The sequence below is a fragment of the Natronobiforma cellulositropha genome (genome assembly GCF_025629245.1).
Lineage (GTDB): Archaea > Halobacteriota > Halobacteria > Halobacteriales > Natrialbaceae > Natronobiforma > Natronobiforma cellulositropha.
On record NZ_JANZXN010000015.1, the window covers coordinates 36666 to 61330 of the forward strand.

Annotated in this window: 26 protein-coding genes and 2 pseudogenes; 17 read left to right on the forward strand and 11 right to left on the reverse strand. The window is 67.6% G+C overall.

Features of this window, described 5'->3' with window-relative positions:
* Positions 1–52: 52 nt before the first annotated feature.
* The gene (locus N0B15_RS05850; protein ID WP_263018609.1) at positions 53–1039 is read left to right on the forward strand and encodes a PLP-dependent cysteine synthase family protein; all 987 of its coding nucleotides are present in this window, start codon (positions 53–55) and stop codon (positions 1037–1039) included.
* On the opposite strand, the gene N0B15_RS05855 is transcribed toward N0B15_RS05850, so the two are convergent.
* The 5 genes from N0B15_RS05855 to N0B15_RS05875 form a co-directional block, all read right to left on the reverse strand.
* Positions 1036–1902, reverse strand: a complete 867-nt coding sequence (locus N0B15_RS05855; protein ID WP_263018610.1) for an alpha/beta fold hydrolase — start codon at positions 1900–1902, stop codon at positions 1036–1038. The genes N0B15_RS05850 and N0B15_RS05855 overlap by 4 nt on opposite strands.
* Positions 1899–2456 (reverse strand): DUF5804 family protein, encoded by a 558-nt coding sequence (locus N0B15_RS05860; protein WP_263018611.1) that lies wholly within the window; start codon positions 2454–2456, stop codon positions 1899–1901. The genes N0B15_RS05855 and N0B15_RS05860 overlap by 4 nt, the downstream gene beginning before the upstream one ends.
* A gap of 46 nt (positions 2457–2502) precedes the next feature.
* On the reverse strand, positions 2503–3681 hold the full coding sequence (locus N0B15_RS05865; protein WP_263018612.1) for a tRNA sulfurtransferase: 1179 nt from the start codon (positions 3679–3681) through the stop codon (positions 2503–2505).
* A gap of 136 nt (positions 3682–3817) precedes the next feature.
* Positions 3818–4030 carry a ribbon-helix-helix domain-containing protein gene (locus N0B15_RS05870; protein ID WP_263018613.1) on the reverse strand — a complete coding sequence of 71 codons (213 nt, stop codon included), beginning with the start codon at positions 4028–4030 and terminating at the stop codon, positions 3818–3820.
* 225 nt (positions 4031–4255) lie between these two features.
* Positions 4256–4555 carry a hypothetical protein gene (locus N0B15_RS05875; RefSeq protein WP_263018614.1) on the reverse strand — a complete coding sequence of 100 codons (300 nt, stop codon included), beginning with the start codon at positions 4553–4555 and terminating at the stop codon, positions 4256–4258.
* A gap of 322 nt (positions 4556–4877) precedes the next feature.
* Here N0B15_RS05875 and N0B15_RS05880 point away from each other — a divergent pair, with 322 nt between their 5' ends.
* Positions 4878–6215, forward strand: a complete 1338-nt coding sequence (locus tag N0B15_RS05880; protein WP_263018615.1) for an isochorismate synthase — start codon at positions 4878–4880, stop codon at positions 6213–6215.
* Between the two features lie 5 nt (positions 6216–6220).
* Positions 6221–8005, forward strand: coding sequence for a 2-succinyl-5-enolpyruvyl-6-hydroxy-3-cyclohexene-1-carboxylic-acid synthase (gene menD, locus N0B15_RS05885; protein ID WP_263018616.1), 1785 nt, complete (start codon positions 6221–6223; stop codon positions 8003–8005).
* 40 nt (positions 8006–8045) lie between these two features.
* On the opposite strand, the gene N0B15_RS05890 is transcribed toward menD, so the two are convergent.
* Both N0B15_RS05890 and N0B15_RS05895 read right to left on the reverse strand, forming a co-directional pair.
* Complete coding sequence (locus N0B15_RS05890; protein ID WP_263018617.1) at positions 8046–8945, reverse strand: J domain-containing protein; 900 nt, start codon at positions 8943–8945, stop codon at positions 8046–8048.
* A 77-nt stretch (positions 8946–9022) separates the two neighbouring features.
* Positions 9023–10075 carry a phytoene/squalene synthase family protein gene (locus N0B15_RS05895; protein ID WP_263018618.1) on the reverse strand — a complete coding sequence of 351 codons (1053 nt, stop codon included), beginning with the start codon at positions 10073–10075 and terminating at the stop codon, positions 9023–9025.
* A gap of 135 nt (positions 10076–10210) precedes the next feature.
* On the opposite strand from N0B15_RS05895, the gene N0B15_RS05900 reads away from it, so the two are divergent.
* Entirely contained in the window at positions 10211–11299 is a 1089-nt protein-coding gene (locus N0B15_RS05900) for an acyl-CoA dehydrogenase family protein (protein ID WP_263018619.1), read from the forward strand.
* 67 nt (positions 11300–11366) lie between these two features.
* Here N0B15_RS05900 and N0B15_RS05905 read toward each other — a convergent pair whose 3' ends face one another.
* Positions 11367–11510, reverse strand: coding sequence for a hypothetical protein (locus tag N0B15_RS05905; RefSeq protein WP_263018620.1), 144 nt, complete (start codon positions 11508–11510; stop codon positions 11367–11369).
* 48 nt (positions 11511–11558) lie between these two features.
* On the opposite strand from N0B15_RS05905, the pseudogene N0B15_RS05910 reads away from it, so the two are divergent.
* From N0B15_RS05910 to mgtE, 4 genes and pseudogenes are all read left to right on the forward strand, one after another.
* Positions 11559–12836 (forward strand): annotated as a pseudogene (locus tag N0B15_RS05910) (RNA-guided endonuclease InsQ/TnpB family protein).
* Positions 12837–12886: 50 nt separating this feature from the next.
* Positions 12887–13000 (forward strand): annotated as a pseudogene (locus N0B15_RS05915) (acyl-CoA dehydrogenase family protein); the annotation flags it as partial.
* 158 nt (positions 13001–13158) lie between these two features.
* Positions 13159–13326 carry a hypothetical protein gene (locus N0B15_RS05920; RefSeq protein ID WP_263018623.1) on the forward strand — a complete coding sequence of 56 codons (168 nt, stop codon included), beginning with the start codon at positions 13159–13161 and terminating at the stop codon, positions 13324–13326.
* The gene (mgtE, locus tag N0B15_RS05925) at positions 13313–14347 is read left to right on the forward strand and encodes a magnesium transporter (RefSeq protein ID WP_263018625.1); all 1035 of its coding nucleotides are present in this window, start codon (positions 13313–13315) and stop codon (positions 14345–14347) included. Before N0B15_RS05920 ends, mgtE begins: the two co-directional genes overlap by 14 nt.
* 22 nt (positions 14348–14369) lie before the next feature.
* Here mgtE and N0B15_RS05930 read toward each other — a convergent pair whose 3' ends face one another.
* Together N0B15_RS05930 and N0B15_RS05935 are read right to left on the reverse strand one after the other, a co-directional pair.
* A complete protein-coding gene (locus tag N0B15_RS05930) occupies positions 14370–14648 on the reverse strand; it encodes a PadR family transcriptional regulator (protein ID WP_263018627.1) in 279 nt (92 codons plus the stop codon).
* Between the two features lie 50 nt (positions 14649–14698).
* On the reverse strand, positions 14699–15610 hold the full coding sequence (locus N0B15_RS05935) for a DUF3267 domain-containing protein (protein WP_263018628.1): 912 nt from the start codon (positions 15608–15610) through the stop codon (positions 14699–14701).
* Positions 15611–15743: 133 nt separating this feature from the next.
* On the opposite strand from N0B15_RS05935, the gene N0B15_RS05940 reads away from it, so the two are divergent.
* From N0B15_RS05940 to N0B15_RS05955, 4 genes are read left to right on the forward strand one after another with little or no spacing between them, the layout of a single operon-like run.
* The gene (locus N0B15_RS05940) at positions 15744–16028 is read left to right on the forward strand and encodes a DUF7111 family protein (protein WP_263018630.1); all 285 of its coding nucleotides are present in this window, start codon (positions 15744–15746) and stop codon (positions 16026–16028) included.
* A gap of 56 nt (positions 16029–16084) precedes the next feature.
* Entirely contained in the window at positions 16085–17275 is a 1191-nt protein-coding gene (locus N0B15_RS05945; protein WP_263018631.1) for a UxaA family hydrolase, read from the forward strand.
* Positions 17272–17655 (forward strand): UxaA family hydrolase, encoded by a 384-nt coding sequence (locus N0B15_RS05950; RefSeq protein ID WP_263018633.1) that lies wholly within the window; start codon positions 17272–17274, stop codon positions 17653–17655. The genes N0B15_RS05945 and N0B15_RS05950 overlap by 4 nt, the downstream gene beginning before the upstream one ends.
* The gene (locus tag N0B15_RS05955; protein ID WP_263018634.1) at positions 17652–18779 is read left to right on the forward strand and encodes a UxaA family hydrolase; all 1128 of its coding nucleotides are present in this window, start codon (positions 17652–17654) and stop codon (positions 18777–18779) included. The genes N0B15_RS05950 and N0B15_RS05955 overlap by 4 nt, the downstream gene beginning before the upstream one ends.
* A gap of 2 nt (positions 18780–18781) precedes the next feature.
* Here the strand turns inward: N0B15_RS05955 and N0B15_RS05960 are convergent, their stop codons facing one another.
* Positions 18782–19513 carry a fumarylacetoacetate hydrolase family protein gene (locus tag N0B15_RS05960; RefSeq protein WP_263018636.1) on the reverse strand — a complete coding sequence of 244 codons (732 nt, stop codon included), beginning with the start codon at positions 19511–19513 and terminating at the stop codon, positions 18782–18784.
* A 128-nt stretch (positions 19514–19641) separates the two neighbouring features.
* Here N0B15_RS05960 and N0B15_RS05965 point away from each other — a divergent pair, with 128 nt between their 5' ends.
* The 5 genes from N0B15_RS05965 to N0B15_RS05985 all read left to right on the forward strand — a co-directional run bounded on the left by N0B15_RS05965 (position 19642) and on the right by N0B15_RS05985 (position 24551).
* Positions 19642–20817: a mandelate racemase family protein gene (locus tag N0B15_RS05965; RefSeq protein ID WP_263018637.1), complete on the forward strand. Its 1176-nt coding sequence runs from the start codon at positions 19642–19644 to the stop codon at positions 20815–20817.
* A 9-nt stretch (positions 20818–20826) separates the two neighbouring features.
* The gene (locus N0B15_RS05970; RefSeq protein WP_263018639.1) at positions 20827–21924 is read left to right on the forward strand and encodes a Gfo/Idh/MocA family protein; all 1098 of its coding nucleotides are present in this window, start codon (positions 20827–20829) and stop codon (positions 21922–21924) included.
* A gap of 66 nt (positions 21925–21990) precedes the next feature.
* Positions 21991–22194, forward strand: a complete 204-nt coding sequence (locus N0B15_RS05975; RefSeq protein WP_263018641.1) for a hypothetical protein — start codon at positions 21991–21993, stop codon at positions 22192–22194.
* 78 nt (positions 22195–22272) lie between these two features.
* Positions 22273–22956, forward strand: coding sequence for a ThuA domain-containing protein (locus N0B15_RS05980; protein ID WP_263018642.1), 684 nt, complete (start codon positions 22273–22275; stop codon positions 22954–22956).
* A gap of 182 nt (positions 22957–23138) precedes the next feature.
* Positions 23139–24551 (forward strand): heme o synthase, encoded by a 1413-nt coding sequence (locus N0B15_RS05985; protein WP_263018643.1) that lies wholly within the window; start codon positions 23139–23141, stop codon positions 24549–24551.
* Positions 24552–24665 lie beyond the last annotated feature (114 nt).

Below are 24665 nucleotides of genomic sequence, written 5' to 3' on the forward strand. Positions count from 1 at the left end.
CGACCTGCACGCTCCAGTAGGCGTTTACGTTTCGGCTGCCAACACCTCACCAATGAGAGGAAGCATCCTGGAGACGATCGGCTCACCGCTCGTCCAGGTGAACTCGCCGGAGGGTGCGACCGTCGCCGCCAAACTCGAGTCGTTCAACCCCGGCGGCTCGGCGAAGGACCGGCCGGCGCTGGCGATGGTCCTCGCCGCCGAGCGCGAGGGCGTACTCGAGCCTGGCGACCGGATCGTCGAACCGACGAGCGGGAACACGGGGATCGGCCTGGCGCTCGTCTGTGCGGCGCGCGGCTACGACCTGACGGTGGTCATGCCCGCCTCGAAGTCGAGAGAGCGCCGACAGCTGATGGCTGCCTACGGCGCAGAGATCGACCTCGTCGAGGGGAACATGGAGGCGGCGCGCGAGCGCGCCGACGAGATCGAAGCCGAGGGTGGCGTTCAGCTGGGTCAGTTCGAGAACCCGGCGAATCCGGACGCCCACTACCACACCACCGGCGAGGAGATCGTCGAACAGGTCGGCGAGCGAACCGTCGACGCCTTCGTCGCGGGCGTCGGTACCGGCGGGACGCTCACCGGCGTCGGCCGCAGGCTCCGCGAGGAGTTCCCCGACCTCGAGATCGTCGCGGTCGAACCCGCGCGCAATCCGGTGCTCTCGACGGGCGAACCCGGCGAAGACGAGTTCCAGGGGATGGGACCGGGCTTCGTCAGTGACAACCTGGATACTGACCTGATCGACCGCGTCGAGACGGTCAGACTCGAGGACGCAGAGACCGAGTGTCGCCGGCTCGCGCGCGAGGAGGGCGTCCTCGTCGGCCAGTCGAGTGGCGCGACGAGTCTGGTCTCCCAGCAGGTCGCTCGAGCGATCGCAACTCCCGACCGTGAGTGCCCAGAGGTGCCGCCACACGTCACCGGCGCGCTCGGTGGCGGCGACGTCCAGACCGAGACCGACGGCGGAAGCGTCGAGGACTGCCCGCTCGTCGTCACGGTCTTCTGGGACAGCGGCGAGCGCTACCTCTCGACGGGACTGTTCGACTAATCCGCCTCGAGAAACGCGTTGAACACCGACGAGAACCGCTCTGGACACTCCCGCGGCGGCCAGTGGCCGCAGTCGTCGATGATCTCGAGCCGTGCGTTCGCCAGTCGCTCGGCGGCGCGTTCCGACCAGCGAGCCGGGAACAGGCGGTCGTCCCGGCCGTGGACCAGCAGGGTGGGTGTCTCGAGTGCTTCGAGGTCGTCGCTGTAGTCGGTCAGCGCCGAGCCGTCGGCGGCGAGTTCGTTGCGCTGGAACGCCTCGAAGGCGCGACCGGCACCGGGACGGCGGGCGCGTTCGTAGACGTCGTCGACGAAGCTACTCGAGAGTGCGTCGACGTTGGCGACGACGTTCCCGAGACCGATCCGGGTCGCCTCTCGTGAGGTGCCGAGGGTCGCCCAGCCGAGGGCGTTCGCGCCGGGAACGTGTGCGAGCGTCCGCCAGAGCGACCCGGCGGGAATCTCGCTCCCGAGACCGTAGCTGTCGACGAGTGCGAGTTTCGAGACGCGGTCTGGCTGCTCGAGCGCGAAGCCGAGCGCCGCCGCCCCACCCATCGAGATGCCCGCGACCGTGAGTCCATTGGCACGTTCGTTCAACCCGACCGCGTCGAGAAAGCGCTCGAGCGTCCGGACGTGGCTCGCACTCGCGTGGGTGTAGCCGCGGTCGTCGCTGTCGCCGTAGCCGGGCCAGTCGAGCGCGTAGACGCGGTGGTCGTCGGCGAGGTCGGCGAGGACGTAGCGCCAGGAGAGCGTCGCGTCGTCGACACCGCCGCCGTGGAGTAAGACGACGGGCGGGCCGTCGGTTCCGGCGCGTCGGTAGGAGAGCCGTCGGCCATCGACCGTCACCGCACCGGTGCCACCGACGCTCACGGCGAGAACTCACCCGGGGTGAGCCTGACGACGAGCGTCTCCTCGACGTCTCGCAGGTCGTACTCGGGAACCTCGCCGTCGACCCGGCGGACGTAGAGCGGTTCGACGAGTCGCGGCGGTCTCGTGACCGCCGGCGCGGATGCGGGTGGGTCGTCGGAGACCTCGCTCGCGTCGCCGTCGTCTCCAACGGTGGCCGGCGGGGGTCCGTCGTCGTCGCTCGCCGACTCGAGTCCGTAGATTTTGAGGTGCTCGCCGGTGTCTGCGGGTTCACAGTCGCCGTTTCGGAGCGCGGTAGCGAGGTCGCGAGAGAGCCACTCCTCGTCGCTGACGCTCGGCTCCTGGACCAGCGCCTCGTCGACGAACCGGACCAGGTACCACTGGAGGTCGTTGAGAAACGAGACCGCCCCACCGATGCTGACGGTTCTGACCGCCAGCGCGTTCTCGAAGGGACGCTCTAAGTCGTAGGTCGCCAGCGCGTCTCGAGAGGTCTCTCTCGAGAGCAGTTCGTAGCCGAGGTCGACCTCCGGCGACCCGAGGAGACAGACGCGTGTCACTGCCCCTACGTGGGAGCGTCTGTGTAATGTGGGTTTCGCCTCCGTCTCAGGGCTCGACGAGCGTCGCGTTCGCCGCGGCGGTCTCGGCGCGTGCGAAGAGGTCGTCGGGTTCGACCTCGAGGAGACGCTCGAGTTGGCCGTTGGTCTCGGCGCGGTCGGGGGCGACGCGGTTACAGCCTGCGTTGATCGTCGAGTCGGCGTAGGTGCCGATTTCGCGGGCGCGGGCAACGATGTCCTGTTTGTCCCAGGCCAGCAGCGGGCGGTGGATGGGGAGGGTGGTGGCGCGAGAGGTGACGGCGAAGTTCTGGCCGGTCTGGCTCGACTTCTGGCCGATGGCCTCGCCGGTGACGATGCCGGAGGCGCCGGTGTGGGTCGCGATGTGTTCGGCGATCCGATAGAAGAAACGCCGCAGCGAGAGCATCCGCCCTTCCTCCATCGTCTCGGCCAAGAGTGAGACGGTGTCACCGCCGGGAACGCGGTAGACGCGCATGTCTTCGCCGGGGGCGTAGCGCGTCAGCGACGAGACGGTCTCCATCGCGCGCGCCTCGTGGTCGGGACCGCCGTAGTCGCCGAGGTCGACGTAGACGGGGATGACGCGACTGCCCCGGCGCATCAGTTCGTAGGCAGCGACGGGCGAGTCGATGCCGCCGCTGACCAGCGCGACCATCGGAGCCTGAGACGTGAGCGGGAGACCGCCGGGACCCGACTGCGACTCGAGGTAGACGAACGCCTCTTCGGCGTGGACCTCGACGCCGAAGGTGTAGTCCGGGTCGTCCAGGTCGACTGCGGGTTCGAACGACGTCTCGACGGTCTCCCAGATGGCCGTCCCGCCCTCGCGGGCGAGGTCGTGGCTGGTGAACGGGAGTTGTTTGTGCGCCCGGCGGGCGTCGACGGCGAAGGTGCCGCCGTCGTAGTGGGCGCGGGCACTCTCCTCGAGCGCCTCGAGAATCGTCTCGAGCGTCGGGTCGACGGTCAGAGAAGCGCTCGCGGAGACGACGCCGAAGGCGTCTGCGGCGGCGGCCGTCGCGGCGTCGACGTGTTCGGATTCCGTGTGGACGAGCGGCCGGTTCCAGCGTTGCTCGACGCTTCCGGGAATCGATCGGTCCTCGAGGAGGGCTTCGAGGTTCTCACAGAGGATGCCCTCCATGTACCGTTTGACGGTGGGACTCTTCGTGTTCACGTCACCGTGACGGACGAGGACGGTGTCGGCTCCCGGCGGGTGCATGGGGTCGGTAGTCGGTTACTGCTATAAGGGGGTTACGAGCGTGGCGTCGGACCGGGCGGCGAGTGTAACCACTCGCGTATCGGAAACCGAATCGGAAGAAGCCACCTCGAGAACCGGAAGAGACAGACCCACCGGGTCAGAAGACGTACTCGTCGTCGTGGCCCATCAGACCGTCGTCTTCGAACCCCGGCGTGTCGTCCTGCATCGGTCCGCTGGTCTTGTAGGCCTTGATTCCCGTCGAGAGGAGGTCTTCGACCGCCTCCTCGCGGTTGACGAACTCGCCGCGCTCGACCATCTGCGCAATCTGCATCTCGAGGTGCTCGGGGATATTGATCTCTATTTTCGGCATCTGACTCGGGTTTCGGTGAGGGGGTATTTAACTTTGACGGGGATTCTGACGTGATGGAAAAGAAAAGTTACACGTGATGAAAAAGGATTTGTCGAACAGCCGCGGTCGACGCGGCGCTCGCGGCCGCTGGCTCACACCGAGACGGACGTTCACGGCGAGAGCCGTTCGAGAGCCGAGACGGACGGGGTGTCGTCGCGGCGGGCATCGACTGGTTGGCCCGACGCGCTATCGGTTCCCCATGACGCTCTCGAAGGCGTCTTTGATCGTCGTGCCCGGCTGCGTGAACGAATCGAGCTTCTGTCGGATCTTTCGCTGGTTGAAGTAGCTGGCGAACGCGAGGATCGTCGGGGGCCAGAGACCGACGAATAGCCCTCGCTGGCGGTCGCCGCGAACGAAGAAGTAGTACCACGAGAGACCGACCGACGCCGCAGCGGCGAGAAACGCCGGGCCGAGTGCCTGTTCTGTGATCTCTTCTGCGGACTGTCCGGTGAGTTCCCGTTCTTCCATCTGTTGTCTGGTCGCCATGCATTGGGTCGCTCACCGACCGTCCACTTCGTTATACCGGCGGTATCGAGCGGTATCGAACAGTTGGATCCAGACACGCACTGTTTCATACCGTTACGGACGGTTTCTCCCTGCCTCCCGTCCCCCGAATGTCTCGTTTCTCACCCAGCGTTTCACTCGTGGTGATGGTGTGGCGCAGCGGACACTCTCGGGTGCTTTTCTGCGGTCTCCACCGTACCTCGTCGGCGCTCGAGCCACGGTCGCGACGCTCGGTTCGTCGGCTTCGATCGCTTCGAGAGTGAGATAGTTAGGCTGAAGGGGACCGGGACCTGAGTCGGCGTCAATGGACCGAGCGTCGGGTGAGGGGTGGCTGACCGGCGGTGTTTCGCAACGACAGGACGCACTGGTCGGTCGGAGCCGCGAACTCGAGGGGGAAACCGCCGGGGACGTCGACCCGACGCCGGCGTCGCGAACACAGTGGGCCTCTCCCGACGGTCTCGAACTCGTCGGCTACGGCGTCGCAGCCGCGTTCACCGCGAACGGGGTGGGTCGTCTCGCCCGCGTCCGCGACGACGCGACGGCGTACTTCGACGCGCTCGACTACGAGGGACCGGATGACGGGCGGCCACGGGCGATCGGCGGTCTCTCGTTTCACGACGAGTACGAGCCATCGCCACCGTGGGACGGCTTCGCTGGCGCGTCGTTCGTCGTCCCTCGCGTACAGGTCACCCGGACGGACGGCGGGACGTGGCTGACGGCCGTCGGAACGGACGAGACCGATGTCACGGCAACGCTCGAGCACTGGCGTGAGCGGCTGACGAGGGCGACGCCGGTCTCGGCCGACGGACCGCGCCCCGGCGTCCGCCTGACGCAGCAGCCGACGTCGAAGTCGGCGTGGACCGAACAGATCACCACCGCCCTCGAACGTATCGCCGCTGGCCATCTCGAGAAGGTCGTCCTGGCACAGACGCTCGAGGTAGCCCTCGAGACCGACCTCGACGTGGCCGCGACGCTCGCCCGACTCCGCGAGCGGTATCCGAACTGTTATCGCTTCTCGATCGAACGCGGTGACGATCCGTGCGTATTCTTCGGCGCACCGCCGGAGCGACTCGTCTCCGTAGACGGGACCGCCGTCACGACCGAGGCGCTCGCCGGATCGCTGCCCAGAGGCGAGACGGCGGCGGCGGACGACGCGCTGGTCGAGCGGATGCGCGAGAGCGACCGACTCAGCGAAGAACACGGACTCGTCGCCGACGCCATCCTCGAGCGACTCGACTCGCTCGCCGCCTCGATCACCGTCGGTGAGCGCGACGTACGCCGACTGGCGACGATCCAACACCTCGAGACACCGATCTACGCCCGTCTGGACGAAGACCGGCACGTCCTCGAACTCGTCGACGCGTTGCACCCGACGCCGGCGGTCGGTGGTCTGCCGAAACCGGCGGCGAGAGAAACGATCGACGCGCTCGAGCGCTTCGACCGGGGCTGGTACGCCGCGCCGGTCGGCTGGTTCGACGCCAACGGCGACGGGGAGTTCGCCGTCGGTATCCGGTCCGGACTCGTCGACGGGCGGACCGTGACGCTGTTCTCCGGCAACGGCATCGTCGCCGACAGCGACCCGGCCGACGAGTGGGACGAGATTCAGCTCAAGTTCCGGCCGATCCTCGACGAACTGAGGTGAGTCGGATGGCAGAGCCACCCGCCGTTCCGAACCGGAACACCCTGTGGGGGACGGTCCTCGCCGCCGAACTCGCCGCAGGCGGACTCGAGTCCGTCTGTATCGCACCGGGGAGCCGGTCGACGCCGCTGACGGTCGCGTTCGACGCCCACCCCGACGTCACGGTGTTCTCCCACCTCGACGAACGGTCGGCGGCGTACTTCGCGCTCGGGCGTGCGCGTCGCACCGGTGAGCCGACGGCGCTCGTCTGCACGTCGGGAACGGCCGTCGCGAACTTCCACCCGGCCGTCATCGAAGCCGACGAGGCACGCGTCCCGCTGCTCGTGTTGAGCGCCGACCGCCCCGCAGAGTTGCGAGACAGCGGGGCGAACCAGACGGTCGACCAGGTCGACCTCTTCGGCTCGAGCGTTCGCTGGCACGCAGACCTCCCGCTGCCGGAACCCGACGAGCGTACGCTCAGGATGGTACGGACGGCTGCCGCCAGGGCGCTGGCGGCCGCACGTGGCTCGACCGGCGCACCCGGGCCGGTCCACCTCAACTGCCCGTTCAGAAAGCCCCTCGAGCCGGTTCCGGTCCCCGGAGACGTCCCCGACGACCTCCTCGAGACACTCGCCGGACGTGGACGTGATGGCCCGTTCGTCGAGACCCGTCTCGGACGGCGTCGGCTCGAGGAGACGGCGGTGAGCGCGGTGGCGAACGCACTCGCCGACGCCGACCGGCCGCTGCTCGTCGCCGGCCCGGCCACTCCTGGCTGTGTCGACGCCGTGACACTCACCGCGCTCGCGAACACGCTCGCGGCACCGCTCCTCGCCGACCCGCTCTCGGGGCTGCGCTTCGGACCCCACCTCACCGACGCCTCCATTTTTGGTGGCTACGACGCATACCTCGAGGGCGAGGCGTTCGAACCCGACGTGGTACTCCGCGTCGGGGCAGCCCCCACCTCGGCGCGGCTGATCGAGCACCTGCGCGACGCCGACTGCGAGCAGGTGCTCGTCGACCCGGCCGGTGGCTGGCGTGAGGCGACGTTCACCGCGACCGACCTCGTCGTGGCCGATCCCTCCGCGCTGGCCGACGCACTGGTGGCCGAACTCGAGGGACGGACCACCGGGAGCGAGGCGGGGTGGCTCGAGCGCTTCGAGCGTGCCGAAGCCCACCACTGGTCGGTACTCGAGGCGGCACGGACGGACGAGCGCCTCGCGAACGACCCGTTCGAGGGGGCGATGCTCGCCTCGGTGCTCGCCGAGGCTCCCGACCCGGCGGCCGTCTTCGTCTCGAACAGCATGCCGATCCGGGACGCCGACCGCTTCGGGGAGCCACGCGAAGCGGCGCTGACCGTCCTCGCGAACCGGGGGGCGAGCGGTATCGACGGCGTGGTGAGTACCGCCCTCGGCGCGGGCAGCGCGAGCGCGGACCCACTCGTCTTCGTCACCGGTGACCTCGCGTTCTACCACGATTCGAACGGCCTGCTCGCGCTCGAGCGCTGTGGCGTCGACGCGACGGTCGTCCTCCTCGACAACGACGGCGGCGGCATCTTCCACATGCTCCCGATCGAGGACTACGACCCGCCGTTTACGGGACAGTTCAAGACCCCACACGGACTCGACTTCGGGGCGTTCGAGGACCTCTACGACCTCACGTTCGAACGCGTCACACCCGAGACGTTCGACGACGCCTACCGGCGCTCACTCGAGTCCACTGGGACGCAGGTCCTCCACGTCGAATTCGACGCCGCCGCGAGCCACCGACGCCGGGAGGAACTCGAGACCGAGAGTCGCCGCTGGCACTCGGCGTGAGCCGTCGTCGGAGTCTATCGACCGGTTCCGCGTTCGACCGTCAGCGACGCATCGCCGCCCAGAGACCGAGCGCGAACCCGAACGGCACCCAGAAGGCGGCGATTGCGAGCAGGCCGACGAACGAGAGCGGTTCGAGTGTCGTGACTCGAGGGAGCGCCAGCGGGACGAGGAGGCTCCAGGACCCGAAGGCCGCGCTCGCCGCCCGCGGCATCGTCAGCAGGTAGCCGACGAGTACGAGCGTACAGCCTGCTACCACGACGTTGACCGGCAACCAGAACTGTGGCGTGACGCTCGCGTACACTAACACCGGGTAGACGAGCGCCACACAGCAGACCAATACGAGCGCCGACCGCTCGAGCGGGCGAAACGGGGAGCCGACGTCGACCTCGTCGTCCCACTGGTGGACGGCGTAGCGAAACCCGCCGTCGGTCGAGGTGGTCCCACCGTCGCCAGCAGGCTCGCGTTCGCCTCCACCGTCGACGTCCGCCTCGAACCACGACGCCCGCTGCGTCCGGCTCCCCGCCCACGTCGCCCGCTCCCGGCGCTCGCGGTGTCGCGCGTGGTGGCTCGGGCCGCCGTCGGGGTCGCTCGCGGACCGACTGCCGGTCGCCGCCCGACTCCAGGCACCGTCGCTCGAGTCGGTGGCAGCCGTGCCGTCGCTCGAGTCGGTGGACGGCTCGGGTGAATCGTCCGGTGTCGACGACCAGCCGTCGCGCAGCCGGCAGTACGACCGGTGGCCGAGGCGGTCGTAGCGCGCCCGCTCGGTCTCGTCACCGAGGACCGCCTCCGCGCTCGTCACCCGTTTGAACTGCTCTGTAGCGTCCGGGTCGTCGTTCCGGTCGGGGTGGGTCTCGAGGACGCGCTCGCGGTAGGCGGTCGTAATCTCCTCGGGAGTCGCGTCGGTGTCGACGTCGAGGATCTCGTAGTACGTCTCCCCCATCGCTCGAGCGTCGCTACGGCGGGGAGGCTATAAATCGTTCTGGGCGCGTGACTGTCTGTCGAGGCGTCGGACGCGGCTTACTGGTGGAGCGGGCGCTCGGTCATCTCCGCTCTGAGTTCGTCTAAGTGCGCTCGAGAGACGCCCTCTTCGAAGCGCTGGAGGACGGCGAACACCTCCGCTCGCGAAATCTTGACCTCACCCTCGCGGACGACGTCTTCGGGCCGCTCACGGAGTTCGCGGAGCGTCCCGACCGCCAGCAGGTAGGGAATCGCCCACGCCGAGAGGGTGTTCCCCTCGTGTTCGGGGACGACCTCGAGGTAGCGGTGGGCGCCGTCGAGGTAGCCCTCGGCACGTTTGGTGACGCGCTCGATGACGGTCGTCACCCCGTGGTGGTTGTCCTCGTCGGTGACGCTGTCGGCGTCGACGTTCTCCTCTTCGAGCCACTCGGCGGGGAGGTAGACGTTGTTCTCCTCGCGGTAGTCGGTCTGGACGTCCTTCGCGATGTTGACCAGCTGTAACAGCAGGGCGAACGAGCGGGCGTTCGCACGGAGTTCGTCGGCGTGGTCGGGCGAGACACTCCGGGAGACGAGTCCCGTGATGAGCGTGCCGACGGTCCCGGCGGCGTACCAGCAGTACTCCTCGAGTTCTTCGAGCGTCTGGAGTCTGAGACCGCCCTCGTCGGCGTAGCGGTCGGTGAACATCGCCATCCCGCCGACGAGTTCGCGAACCGGCTCGCGCATGATCTCGCGGGGTTCGTCCTCGAGCGACTCGAACGTCCGCATGACGCGCGGCGTCTCGGCGACGACCTGCCAGTCTTCGCTGCGTTCGTCGGCCGGCGGAAGCCAGGGCTCGACGTCGGTGACGAACGCGTCGACGGGGAGGTCGTCGTCGGGGTCGAGCAACCGGTCGTACGTCTCGAGGAGGCGGGTCTGTTCCGCTGGAGGGATGTGGCCGGCGTCCTCGATCGTATCGGCGATACGACAGAGGAGGTAGCCGAGGCAGATGTGTCTCGCCATCGGCTCTTCGAGTCGGTCGATCGTGATCGAGAAGGTCCGCGAAACACCGTGTACAGCCTCGTAGCACCACTCGAGGTCAGCGTCGGTTGTGGGTGTGGAGTGGCCCGTAGTCATCTACTTGTCGTCCCCCTTCGTTGGCATCCCGGAAAAACACCCCGGTCGCGGCGGGGTTCGTCCGTTCGGCCGTGTGCACGATCCGCACGCACCGCCGTGAGAAACAGTGATGGACTGGCGCGTGCGTGTGAGTGCATGGACTTCGAGCCGACACCCGAACAGGAAGGTGTCCGCGAGATGGTCGCCTCGTTCGTCGACAACGAGGTTGTCCCCCTCGCGAGCCAGATCGACGAGACCGACGAGTTCCCCCGCGAACTGGTCGCGGAGATGGCCGACCTCGGACTCATGGGTATGCCGTTTCCGGAGACCGACGGCGGCGCCGGTCTCGACCCGCACGCCTACGTCGTGGCGCTCGAGGAGATCACCCGTGGCTCCGGTGGTCTCGCGACGGTCGTCGCCGCCCACGTCTCACTCGCCGGTGCGATGATCGACGAGTTCGGCGACGAGACGCAGCGAGAGACCTACCTGCGGCCGCTCGCCGAAGGCGAAGACATCGGCGCGTTCGCCCTCTCGGAGGCCGGCGCGGGCAGCGACATCGCCGCGATGGAGACGACGGCGACGCTCGAGGGTGAGACCTACGTCCTCGACGGCGGAAAGCTCTGGACCTCGAACGGGTCGGTCGCCGACACGGTGATCGTCTTCGCGACGACCGACCCGGACGCCGGGCGGCGGGGGCTCTCCTCGTTCGTCGTCAGACCCGGCGAGGACGACGGCTTCGTCGTCGAAGGAACCGAGGAGAAACTCGGCGACAAGGGCTGTCCAACGGCGGAACTACGCTTCGACGACCTCCGAATTCCACGCGACCGCCGCCTCGGCGAGGAGGGCGAGGGCTTCCGACAGGCGCTCGAGACGCTCAACGGCGGCCGGATCACCATCGCCGCCCGTGGGGTCGGCATCGCTCAGGCGGCGTTCGACGCGGCGCGGACCTACGCGAGCGAGCGCGAACAGTTCGGCCGCCCGATCGGCGAGTTCCAGGCGATCACGCACAAACTCGCGGACATGGAGACGAAGATCCAGGCGGCGAGGCTGCTCACCCACCGGGCGGCCGACAAGAAACGTCGCGGCGAGCCGTTCGTCACCGCGGCCGCACAGGCGAAACTCTTCGCGAGCGAGGTCTCTCGAGAGGTCGCCAACGAGGGCATCCAGATCCACGGCGGCTACGGCTACCTAATTCAGCGAGAGAGTCCCGTCGTTTACGGCGTCCTCAGAACGCAAGCGTTCTGATGGGCATCGCAAACCTTCGGTTTGCTCAACGGGCGTGAATCGCGTAAGAATCGTTCCGCAACCGGCGTCAGTTGCCGTCCGGGGTCTCAACGGATGCGAAACCGGCGGCAATCAGTTCTTCATACGCCTCGGACAAATCAAGGTCGTTCGCCTCCGCGTAATCCTTCACGTCTCCATGCGTTCCGTGGGAAATGTCTATTGCTGGTCTCATACGTCTCAGAAGACTTATTTGACGCAAGGACGTATAGATGTTGTGGCGATGAAGCGCACCAACACCTTCGAAGTCGTGCCTCGGTCCGAACAGGACGAGGAGTTACTTCGCCGGCTGTTGGACGCTTCAGCCGCTCTCTGGAACGAAATCAACTACGAGCGCCGCCAACACTACGCCGACCCAGACGGCGATGTCTGGGAGATCAGCGAGTACCGCGGACGATACGGCGGCACACTCGGCGCTTCGACGGTTCAGCAAATCGAACGTAAGAACCGCGAAGCGTGGCGGTCGTTCTTCGCACTCCAAAAGAAGGGCGAAGCCAACGGCACGCCCGGATTCTGGGGCAACGAACGCGAAGGGCGCGACCTTCGGACGTACATCCGAAACACGTCGTATTCGGTCGAATGGGGCGAATACTCACGCCTCGAACTCCTCGTCGGCAGCGACTTGAAAGAGGAGTACGGTCTCGGGGCGCGGGAACGGCTTCGCCTCGAAGTTCGGGGCGACCCGAACTGGAAAGAGTACGACAAACAAGGACGGTTGGAACTGTACTACGACGAGACCGCACAGACGTTCAGGGCCTTTCAGCCAGTCACAATCGACAATTCTCGACTGGCACAACCACTGGCTTCGGAAGAAGCCGCTCTGGACATCGGTGCGAACAACCTCGTCGCGTGCAGTACGACGACCGGCCAGCAGTATCTGTACGAAGGGCGCGGCCTGTTCGACCGCTTCCGCGAAACGACTCGCCGAATCGCCGAACTTCAATCGAAGCTTCGGGACGGCCGGTACAGCAGCAAGCAGATCCGAAGTCTGTACCGACGCCGAACGCGCCGCCGCGACCACGCACAGGACACGCTTTGCCGCGACCTCACCGAGCGCCTGTACGACGAGGGCGTTTCGACGGTGTACGTCGGGGACTTAACCGACGTGCTCGAAACGTCGTGGTCCGTTCGAGCGAACGCGAAAACGCACAACTTCTGGGCGTTCCGGGCGTTCATCAATCGCCTCGCGTGTACCGCCGAGGAGTACGGTATGACGGTCGAAGTTCGGTCGGAAGCGTGGACTTCCCAAGAGTGTCCGAACTGCGGTTCGACCGACCGAACCACGCGCCACCGCGACTCGCTCACCTGCGCGTGCGGCTTCGACGGGCACGCGGACTTAACGGCGAGCGAGACGTTCCTGAGACGGCACAGCAGCGTAGTACGGCCGATGGCACGGCCCGTGCGCCTCAAGTGGGACGACCACGAATGATCAGCGTCACCACACGCTTGTTCCAACGAGGAGCGCACAAACCCGCAAGTTGCCTCCGTGGGATCGGCATAGCCGAGACCCCCAGCGTGAGGAACCCCCGGCGTTCACGCCGGGGAGGATGTCATACGACGGACTTCCCCGCCGAACGCTTCTACCGCGACGCGAAACTCAACGAGATCTACGAGGGAACGAGCGAGGTGCTGCGCAACACCATCGGACACCGGCTGCTCGAGTGATCGGACATCCCCGACTGCTCCGAGCGGCTGGACGACGACGGCCGGAGCCGTCAGTAGCTGCTCGAACCGTGGCACGCCACGCCCCTCCTCGTGCTACCGCATCTCGAATGCACCTGAATGTAAACATATTTTTAGCCCCGGTGAAACCGTCCGACCGCATGCTGAATACGACCCACTTCAGTCGACGTGGAAGTGACACTGCAATCGCCGACGTTGCCCGCGAGCGCGGCCGCTCGCTCGAGGAACTGGTCCTCGACCTGCTCGAAGGGGAGTTCTCGGGCGTGATTCGCTCGCACAGCCGGGGTGAGGTGTATGGAGGACGCTGAGCCGACGGCGCTGCACGCCGACGAGGTTCGCGAAGTCACCGACGAGGAGTACGTCACCGTCACCGACGACACCTTCGTGGGCATGGCCGTCGACCAGTTCCGTGCCTACGCCCCGAAAGACGGCGAGACGACCGTCTACTACCTCTACATCGTCGACGACGAGGACCGACTCGTCGGCGTCATGTCGCTGCGTGAGTTGCTGAACGCTCCCGAGGACACGCTGGTCTCTGAGCACATGGCGACGGACCTCATCACCCTGCGTGCGGGTGCGGACCCGGAGGTCGCCGCCAGCGAGATGAGCGACCTCGACTTCCCGGCGCTCCCCGTCGTCGACGGCGAGGGCCGCCTCGTCGGTATCGTCCGCACCGAGGACATGCTCGACGTCGTCGAGGAGGAGGCGACCGAAGACATCATGAAGAGTGCGGGGTTCACCCTGATGGACGTCGAGGAGTCGCGCAGTTCGACCATCCTCGAGTCCTCGATTCCGCGCATCCTCCGCCTGCGCATGCCGTGGCTGCTCGTCGCGCTCGCGGGCGGTCTCCTCGCCGGGAGCGTCATCGAAGTCTACGAGGACACGCTCGAGGCGGTCGTCGCGCTCGCCTTCTTCGTCCCGGTCATCATGGACATGGGTGGCAACGTCGGGACGCAGGCGTCGACCATCTTCGTCCGTGGTCTCGCCCTCGGGCACATCGACGACAAGAACGCGATGCGCTACTTCGCTCGAGAGGGACTGATCGGCCTGCTCATCGGCTTACTCATCGGTGCCGTCGGTGCGAGCGCGGCCTACCTCTGGCAGCGAAACGAGCCGTACGCGACCGAACTCGCGATGGTCGTCTTCATCGCGCTCGTCTCGGTCTGTGTCGTCGCCTCCGTCTTCGGCTACGTCATCCCGTGGGTGATGCACAAACTCGGCTTCGACCCGGCCGCCGCCTCCGACCCGCTGATCACCACCGTCAAAGACGTCTCGGCGCTGGTGATCTACTTCGGACTGGCTGCCATCCTGTTGGCTGAACTGCTCTAGAACACCCCAGTTTTCGTTTCGCTCACTCCTCGAGTCGGTCGTTCATCCACCTCGCGTGCTCGCGTACGCGCTCTTCACCTGCGTCCGTCAGCGAGTAGACGTCGTAGATTCCCTCCGTACGTTTCTCGACGAACCCGGCGTCGACCAGCGCCGAGAGCGACCCGTAGAACGATTTGGGGTCGATTCGCTCGTCGTAGTGGGTCTCGAGCCGTGACTTCAACTGCTGGCCGTGACACTCACCCATCGCCGCGAGCAGCACACACAGGTCCCGTCGACGGCCGCTCTGGAGCCACTTGGTCATGGTGCGGTGTACGCCCCGCCCGTTCTCGAGCGTTGCGATCGGTGTGCCCGTCACGAATCCCGCAGGACTCGAGCGAGAGCGGCGAGGAGACCGCCACCGGTCGCCAGCGCGAGCAACAGCGGCGCACCGACTTCGATATGTGCGCCGGGACCGTTCGCGTCGAGTTCGTGGCGGAAGAGAAACCAGAAGCTCCCGGGGTCGCCGATGACGACGGTTCCTGCGCCGAAGACGAGGGCGTTGGCCAACAGCGCGAACAGACCGAGCGAGACGGCGACGAGCGTGAGCGCCCCACCGGTGACGAACGCACTCGCGAGACTCGCGAGTGCGGGTCGCCGACGCTCCGCCCGCGACCCGTAGATGGCGAAGCCCGCCTCGCTGCCCGCCGCATCTCTCGCCGGAATCTCACCGACGCGGACGCTCGAGGGGTAGGCGAGGAGGCGGGCGGCCATCCAGCAGTCGCCGACCGATCCGGCGGCGTTCGCCGCGAGGGGAACGATCCACAGCGGCGAGGGGACGAGCGCCATGAGGGCGACGCCGACGGCCGAGATGACGACCAGTGGGGCGAGCAGGACGACGAGCAACTCGTTGCGTGCGTAGTCGGCGTCGCTGCGCGCGTAGGCGTACGGGAGGACGAAGTAACTCACACCGACGCCGTAGCTCGGACGGCCGCCGTAGTGGGCCATCGCGACCCCGTGGAGCAACTCGTGGGGGATCACGACGCAGCCGACTAAGACGAGGAGGACCGCCACGCCGAGAAACGCCTCGAGCGGCGACACAACGGAGAAGGTGATCGGCTCGAGTGGGTCACCGACGATCACGGCGTAGATCAGCCCGAAGAGGTAGGCCGCGAGGAAGAAGCCGACGGTGGAAACGACGACCCAGGCGGCCGCGACCGGTCGCGTGAGCGTGAACACCTCGAGTAGCTCCGCGTGCTCACCCGGGTGGCCGTCGGTTCGCGTCACGACACCCACTCGAGAAGCCGCTCGCTTAGTGATATCGGTCCGTCGGTCGTGTCACGGATCCAACCTGGGCCTCGAATCACTCCCGCTGCGCCGAACCGACACCTTGGCTTTCCTCGCCGCGAAAGGGTCGCCCATGACCGACACCAGCGGGACCGACCGCCGCGAAGCCGACGGGATCACCGCCACCTACGCCGAGACCGACCGCGAGCGCGTCCTCGCGTTCGAGCGTGAGGGGACGGCCGTCGAGGTCGCCCAGAACCGCGACGGCTACGCGATGGTCGCCGTTCGCGACGCCGTCGAGGGCGAACTCGAGCGCTACTACGGGCTCGACATGGCGCTCGACCACGTGGGCGAACTCCTCGGCGTCTCGCCCTCGTCGCTGCCGGTGCCCGACGCCGCGCGCGACATGGGGATGTAACAGTACCCGGACTCGCTGCCCGAACAGTTTTACTGGCGTCCCGGCCCTAGACGAGTATGGACTCTTTCGATGGCTACCGCCGTCCGGACGGCCGCGTCGGCGTCAGGAACACCGTCGCAGTCGTGCCGCTCTCGGTCGCCGTCAGCGCCATCGCGACACAGATCGCACACACGGGACCGGACCGTGTCCACGCGACGCCACACCAGCTCTCGGCGGACGCTCCCGACCGCTCGCTCGAGCAGACGCGGCGGGTGCTCGAGGGCGTCGCGACGAACCCGAACGTCGCGGCGACGCTCGTCGTCGAACTCGGCACCGAGACGCTCGAGACCGACGCGCTCGCCGACGCCGTCGCCGCGACCGGCCGCCCGGTCGAGACGCTCTCGGTTCGCGAAGCCGGTGGCACACGGGCGGCACTCGAGCGCGGTGTCGACCTCGCGACGGACCTCGCAGACGAGACAGCCGACGCCCGCCGGGAGTCGGCCGACGTCGCCGAACTCGTCCTCGGCGTCGAGTGTGGCGGGAGTGACGCGACGAGCGGGCTGGCATCCAATCCGGCGGTGGGCCACGCCTGCGACCGACTCGTCGAGGCGGGCGGGACGGCGAGTTTCAGCGAGACCCCCGAGTTCATCGGGGCCGAACACATTCTCGCCGAGCGCTGTGCCGACGAGGCGGTCAGAGACCGCTTACTCGCCTACGTCGACCGGCGCGAGGCGACGGCCGAACTGATGGGCGCGGACCTCCGTGGGGCTCAGCCGACGCCGGGCAACCAGGAGGGCGGGCTGACCACTATCGAGGAGAAGAGCCTCGGTGCCATCTCGAAAGGCGGCACGACGCCGATCCGCGGCGTCGTCGGCTACGGCGAGCGCCTCCCCGTCGGCGGCGGACTCGTCCTGATGGACACCCCCGGCTACGACGTCGAGAGCGTCACCGGCAAGGTCGCCGGCGGCGCACAGGTGATCGTCTTCACCACCGGCCGTGGCAGCACCACCGGCAACCCCATCTCGCCCGTCGTCAAGGTCTGTGGCAACCCCCAGACCTGGGCGCGCATGGCCGCGAACATGGACGTCAACGCCAGCACCATCGTCGAGGGCGACTCGCTCGAGCGCGTCGGCGACCGGCTGTTCGAGACGATCCTCGAGACGGCGAGCGGCCAGCCAACCGCCGCCGAGATGCGCGGGCTCGAGGAGTTCGCGATCAACGAACTCCAGTCGAACGAACTGGGCTACTTCGAGGGGGAGCTATCGTGACCGACAGGGACGCGGAGCCGGACCCCGGCGAACCCGAGGCGGCGGAGGGGGACGCAGCCACGCGGGCGGCGATCAGCCTCGACCCGACCGACACCGTCGTGACGCTGCTCGAGGACGTGAGCGCTGGCGAGTGGCTCACACTCGAGGACGGCGAGGGCCGGCTCGAACTCCGAGAGGACGTTCCCTTCGGTCACAAGGTCGCTGTCGTCGGCCACGATTCCGGCGACGCGGTTCGGAAGTACGGCGAACCGATCGGTGTCGCGACGGACCCGATTCCGGCGGGCGCGTGGGTGCACACGCACAACTGCGATAGCGTCCGCGGGAAGGCGACCGCGACGGAGGCAGAGGCGGAGGCGGAGGCCGAGGGGGATTCGAAATGAGTCGCCGTAATCCGGACGGGCCGCTCGAGAGCCGAGCGCCGTTCGATCGAGCGGCGACACCCCTCGCGGTTCGAAACCACGTCCTCGTCCTGCCGTCGGTCATCTGCTCGCACGCGGTCGCCGACCGCATCGCCGAAGCGGTCGAGGGCTGTGTCGCGACGCCACACGACCACGGCTGTGCACAGATCGGCCGGGACAACGACCGTACCGAGCGGACGCTCGTCGCGATGGGTGCCCACCCGAACGTCGCTGGCTGCGTCGTCGTCGGTCTCGGCTGTGAACACGTCCAGAGCAGCGCCGTCGCCGCCGCGCTCGAGGGGACCGTCCCGGTTCGCGAGCTCTCGATTCAGGGTGTCGGCGGGACGGACGCCTGTCTCGAGCGCGGCCGCGAGTACGCTGCCGAACTCAGAGCCGCCGCCGACGGGCGCGAGCCAGCCGCTGAGCCATCGCTCGGAGAGCTCACGGTCGGCGTCGTGAGCACCGACCTGACCGAGGCGACGCTCGAGACCGCCGAACCGCTCGTCGGCGCGTTCGTCGAGCGCGTCCTCGACGCCGGTGGCCGGGTCGTCCTCGCCGGAACGGAACGCCTCGCGGCCCACCCCGAGAGCGCCCGCGAGTGGACGGCGAGCGCCGACGGTGGCTCGCTCGACCTCGAGACCGTCCTCGAGCGCGAGCGGAGCGGACCGCCGAGAGCGCCCCGGATTCGCCACCGGGCGGATGGTCTCACCCCCGACGGCCTCGCGACCCTCTGGGGGTCGGCACCGATCGACGAGTTACTCGAGTACGGCACCCAGCCTGCCCCGGCGTCGCGTCTCGCGTTCGTCGACACCGCCTCGCGGTTCGAGGAGGCTACGACGGGTCTCGTCGCCGCTGGCTGTCACCTCGTCGTCCACGTTACCGGCGACGGGATTCCGACCGGCCACCCGCTCGCACCCGTGGTGAAAGTCTGTGCGACCCCGGAGACGCTCGCGGCCGTCTCCGACGACATCGACGTCGACGCGCGGACGGCGACGGCCGACGACCTCACAGCGCGGGTGCTCGCCGTCGCGTCGGGAACACCCTCGCGGGCAGAAGTACACGGTGTGACGTCGTTCGCCATCGAGCGCGCTGGCCCGTCGCTCTGAGGTTACGGCGCGCGAACGTCGTGCTCGAGGACGCCGACACCCTCGACTTCGACCTCGACCGTATCGCCGTCGGCGAGGGGGCCGACGCCTGCCGGGGTGCCGGTCGAGATGAGGTCGCCCGGCTCGAGCGTCATGTAGGTCGTGATCTCCTCGATCAGTTCCTCGAGCGAGAAGATCCACTCGCTACGCGAGGAGGACTGGCGGGTCTCGCCGTTGACGCGGAGTTCCACAGCGGCGTCTGCGGGTACCTCGTCGGGTGTCGCGAGGACGGGACCGACCGGGGCGGCGTTGTCGAAGGCCTTTCCGCGCACCCAGTTCTGCTCGACGCGCTGGTCGTCGCGGTTCGAGATGTCGTTCAGGCAGGTAAAGCCCGCGACGACCGACTCGGCGTTCTCGGCGGCGACGTTTCGACACTGCTCGCCGATGACGATGGCGATCTCGGCTTCGAACTCGACGCGTTCTTTCCCGGCCGGGAGGGTGACGGTGTCGCCGTGGCCCGCCAGCGTGTTCGGTGGCTTCAGAAAGAGCAGCGGGCGGTCTGGGACCTCCATCCCCGACTCCTCGGCGTGGTCTGCGTAGTTCAGGCCGACGCAGACGATCTTACTCGGCTCGGTCGGCGGGAGCACGTCGACCGCGTCGGGGTCGTAGCTCTCTCCGGCGAAGCTGAGTCCGTCGTCGGTCCACTCGCCGTGGCGAACTGTCCCTGCGGGGTCACGGAATCGAACGCGGCGCATACTCGCTCCGTTACCCGCCGCCGTCAAAACGCTTGTCGTTGGGGCAGTCTCGACTTCCACGGCCCTCGAAACCCCACGCCGTTATCCGCCGAGGGGAGCTTTATCCCTCCGCATTCGGTTGTCGTGGTATGGCTCCGACGATCACCCGCATCGAGAGCCGGGAGTTTCGCTACCCGCTCGAGGACGTTGGCACCGACGGTAACGGCTTCAACCTCGTCTACGACCCCGGCGAGACGACCTGGCGGAAGCTGTTCGCCCTCTCGATTCACACCGACGCGGGCGTCACCGGCGAGTACGTCGGCGGCAACTCACCCGCTGCCGCCCAGATCAACACCTTCGCCGACTACCTGGTCGGGACGAACCCACTCGAGCGCGAGCGCCACTGGAGCGAGATCAAACGCGCCCTCAGAAAGTACGACCGCATGGGCATGGGTCCGATCGACATCGCACTCTGGGACCTCGCCGGGAAGTACTACGACGCGCCGATTCACGAACTGCTCGGCACCTACCGGACGGCACTCCCCGCCTACGCCTCTACCTACCACGCCGACGACAACGGCGGTCTCGACTCGCCCGAGGCGTTCGCCGATTTCGCCGAGGCGTGTCTCGACCTGGGCTACCCCGGCTACAAGATCCACGGCTGGGGTGGGAGCGACGCCGCTCGAGACATCGGCCGCGAGGTCGAAACCGCGCGCGCCGTCGGCGAGCGCGTCGGCGACGAGATGGACCTCATGTACGATCCGGCCTGCGAGTACGAGACGTTCGCCGACGCGCTGAAAGTCGGCCGGGAACTCGACGAGCAGGGCTTTCTCTGGTACGAAGACCCCTACCGCGACGGCGGCATCTCCCAGCACGGCCACCGCAGACTCGCCTCGCTGCTCGAGACGCCGATCCTCCAGACCGAACACGTCCGCGGACTCGAGGCGCACGCGGACTTCGTCGCCGCCGAGGCGACCGACTTCGTCCGGGCCGACCCGGAGTACGACGCGGGGATCACCGGCGCGATGAAGATCGCACGGATGGCCGAGGCGTTCGGTCTCGACGTCGAGTTCCACGCACCGGGACCCGCCCAGCGCCACTGTATCGCGGCGACGCGCAACGCGAACTACTACGAACTCGCGCTGGTCCACCCCGACTGCGAGAACACCTCGCCGCCGGTCTACGCGGGTGGCTACTCGGATGCGATCGACGCGGTCGACGCGAACGGCCGTGTGCCCGTCCCCGACGGGCCGGGTCTCGGCGTCGAGTACGACTGGGAGTACATCGAGGCGAACGCGACCGGGTCGCTGCACGTCTACGAGTGAGGTGAACACATGACCTACCGAGCAGGAATCATCGGCACCGGCGGCATCGCAGGCATGGGCATCCTCGGCATGCACGACGAGTCCGAGATCGGACGCTCGAAGATCGAGGCGAGTCACGCGGGCGGCTACCACGCCACCGACGGCATCGAGTTGGTGGCGGTCGCCGACGTCGACGAAGACACACTCGAGCGCTTCGGCGAGGCGTGGGAGATTCCACCGGATCGGCGCTACCTCGGCCACGAGGCGATGCTCGAGACCGAAGACCTGGACGTGGTGTCGGTCTGTACGCCGTCGTTTCTCCACCACGAACACGTGATCGACGCGGCGCGCTCTCCGGCGAGTCCGGACCTCATCTGGTGTGAGAAACCGATCGCCTCGCAGGTCAGCGCCGCGATGGAGATGGTCGCCGTCTGTGAGGAGACCGACACCGAACTGCTGGTCAACCACTCGTTTCGGTTCACCGAGAAGCTCAGACGCCTCCGCACGCTGATCCAGGACGAAGACATCCTCGGGGAGGTCCGCTCGGTGAGCACTCAGTTCCGCATGGAACTCCTGCGCAATTCGACACACCTCCTCGATACGCTGGTCTACCTCCTCGACGCTCGAGCGGCGACCGTCTCCGGCTACATCACCGGCGAGAACGAGGCGGTCGAGACGCTCGAGGCGGGCCAGCAGGTCGACGACGCTGGCGGCGGCGGCTTCGTCGTGATGGACGACGGCACGTTCGTAACCATCGACTGCACCCTCCCGCGAGCCATCTCCTCGATGGCGCTCACCTTCGTCGGGACGAAGGGCAAACTCTACACGAACAACGACGACGGCGAGTGGCGCTACTGGCGACTCGTCGACGGCGAGCACGTCGAAGAACCCCTCCCCGGCATCGAGGGCGCGTGGACCTGGGAGGACGACTACCAGCGGGCGTTCGCCGCCGCCGCGGGCCACGTTGTCGACGTCCTCGAAGGTGAGGCAGAGAACGCCTCGAGCGGACGCGAGGCGACGCGCTCGCTCGAGATCATCGTCGGTCTCTACCTCTCTCACCACACCGGCGGCCAGGTCGAGATTCCGATGGCGCGCCCGCTGCGCGACGTGACAGTGACGTCTTGGTGACGGCGCGGCCGGCGACCGACACCCCACATCGACAGCACTACCAGGTTCTCTCGAGATGGATGGCTCATGTCCTCGACACACCTCCTCCGGATCAGGCGAACGATCGTCGGGCTTCCCGTCATCGCCCTCGTCCTCGGCTTCGTCCTCGCGTTCGCCCTCGACGACAGCAGTGTCGTCTGGCTCGCGTTCTGGGTCGGTATCGCGATTACGGTCCTCGCCGTTCTCTGGCTGTTGGCCTCGATGGTCGACGCGCTCGAGTCCGCTCCCTGAGACCTTACTCGAGCGACCCGCCACCACCCACCTGCCGCGAGCGGTGTGATTATCGCTCCCGACTCCGTGGGTGGCCACATGTCGACCGACACACTCCACGTCGCGCTGGTTCTCGGCGGCCACCCCATCGACGTCCCGGCCACGCTCGAGGCGTTCGATTCGATGGATGGAATCCGTGCGTACCCGCAGGATCTCCCCTCGTTCGTGGCGAACGACGGCGACGCCTGCGAGCGCTACGACGCCGCGGTGTTCTACAACTACCACGGCCACGGCTACTGCGTCGACCTCACCGAGGAGTTCGCACGGAAGGCTCGAGAGACGGTGTGCGAGATCACCGCCGGCGGTCTCGGCATCGTCGCCTTACACCACGGCGTGCTCGCCTTCCCCGAGATGGACGAGTGGACCGCCGTCTGCGGTCTCCCCGGCGACTCGAACAGCGACTACCACTTCGACCAGCGCGTGCGGGTCGACCTGGCGAGTCCGGACCACCCCATCACGGCGGGACTCCCCTCGTTCGAGTACGTCGACGAGACCTACGAGATGGACGAACCCGACGCCGACAGCACGCTCCTGCTCACCACCGACCACGAGCGGAGCGCGGACGCCATCGCGTGGACGCGCCAGTATCGCGACTCACGCGTGTTCTGTTACCAGTCAGGCCACGGCCGGTCGGCGCTCGAGCACGGCCAGGTCCGGACGGTCCTCGCCCGCGGCATCCGCTGGGCCGCCGGGGCCGATGGCGACGCCGTCACTGGAACGTGAGTCTGTTGTTAGCTAGGTGGTCGACGTACCGGACTCGCATCTGGCACCGGACTCGCGTCACGCCACTGTTCTCGCGTCCCCTCGGGCCCACAGATCGGGGGCGTGCCAGCCAGTCGCGCTCAGTCACGAAAACCGAAAGCGGGAACCCTAAGTACGCCCGCTCGAACCCTCACCTAGATACCGTGTCGTCGGAATTTCCGCGTCCGATCCGGACGCAGACGCGCTTTTCAGCGCTGCTGACAGCCACCGCCGTCGGCGTCTACGTGCTGTTGATCGTCGGCGCCACGACCTCACTCACCGACGCCGCCGCGGCGTGCTCGACCTGGCCGACCTGTCACACACCGACGGCGCTCAGCCAGACCGAACTCGCCATCGCCTGGGGCCACCGTCTCGCGGCCGTGGTCGTCGGCGCACTCGTCCTCGTCTCGGCCGCCGCCGCTCTCTTCGGCTCGACGACGCGCCGCGTCCGCCTCGCCCTCCTCGCCTCGCTCGCCCTCTACGCCGTCCAGGTCGCCGTCGGCGCGCTCACCGCCACGGTCGGTCCCGCCGCGCTCGTCCCCGGTCTCCACCTCGCGCTCGGTCTCGTCATCTTCACCGGCGTCGTCGCCGCCCTCGCCTGGGACCTCGAGATTGCGACTGGGAGCGACGACGACCGACTCGAGCGGACGCCGGAACCGCTCTCGGCCGAGGAGTCGCCGGAGCCACGGGTGATTCCAACAGCCCGCCTCGCCAGGGCGCGCCTGACCGCCTTCGCCTACTTCAAGATGATGAAGCCGCGGCTGATGTGGCTGCTCTGTCTCGTCGCCGCCGCCGGGATGGCGCTCGCCGCCGGCTCTGACCTCCGCGCCGAGACCATCGTCGCCACCCTCGGCGGCGGCGTCCTCGCTATCGGTGCCTCCGGAACCTTCAACCACGTCCTCGAGCGCGACGTCGACCAGCGAATGTCTCGCACCGCGGACCGCCCGCTCGCGACGGAGCTGGTCCCCGTCAGGAACGCGCTGATCTTCGGGCTGTTTCTGACCGCCGCCTCGATGACGGCGTTCCTGACGATCAACGCACTCGCCGCCGCGCTCGGTCTCGCGGCGATTCTCTTCTACAGCGTCGTCTACACGCTGTTGCTCAAACCACACACCGTACAGAACACGGTTCTCGGCGGGGCTGCAGGTGCGCTGCCCGCGCTCATCGGCTGGGCGGCCGTCACCAACGAGATCGGTCTCCCCGCGCTCGCACTCGCCGGCGTCATCTTCCTCTGGACGCCCGCCCACTTCTACAACCTCGCACTCGCCTACCAGGACGACTACGCCCGCGGTGGCTTCCCGATGCTTCCGGTGGTGCGCGGGGAGACGGTGACGCGAAAACACATCGTCTACTACATCGGCGCGACGCTCGTCGGCACGATCGGTCTCGCCTGGATCACCGACCTCGGCGCGCTCTACGCCGCGACGGTCGCCCTCTTCGGCGGTCTCTTCCTCTGGGCGGCCGTGACGCTCCACTTCGAGCAGACCGAACGCGCCGCCTTCCGCTCGTTTCACGCCTCGAACGCCTTCCTCGGCGCGATCCTGATCGCCGTCCTGGTCGACGCGCTCGTCCTCTAACGGACCTCTTTGAACGACACTGTTTCACCAGGTCATCGATTCCACACCGACGGGCCGCTCCGACCGGCGCGTGCCAGTGGTTCGAAAGCTGCCCCTGATTCTGCTCGCGATTGT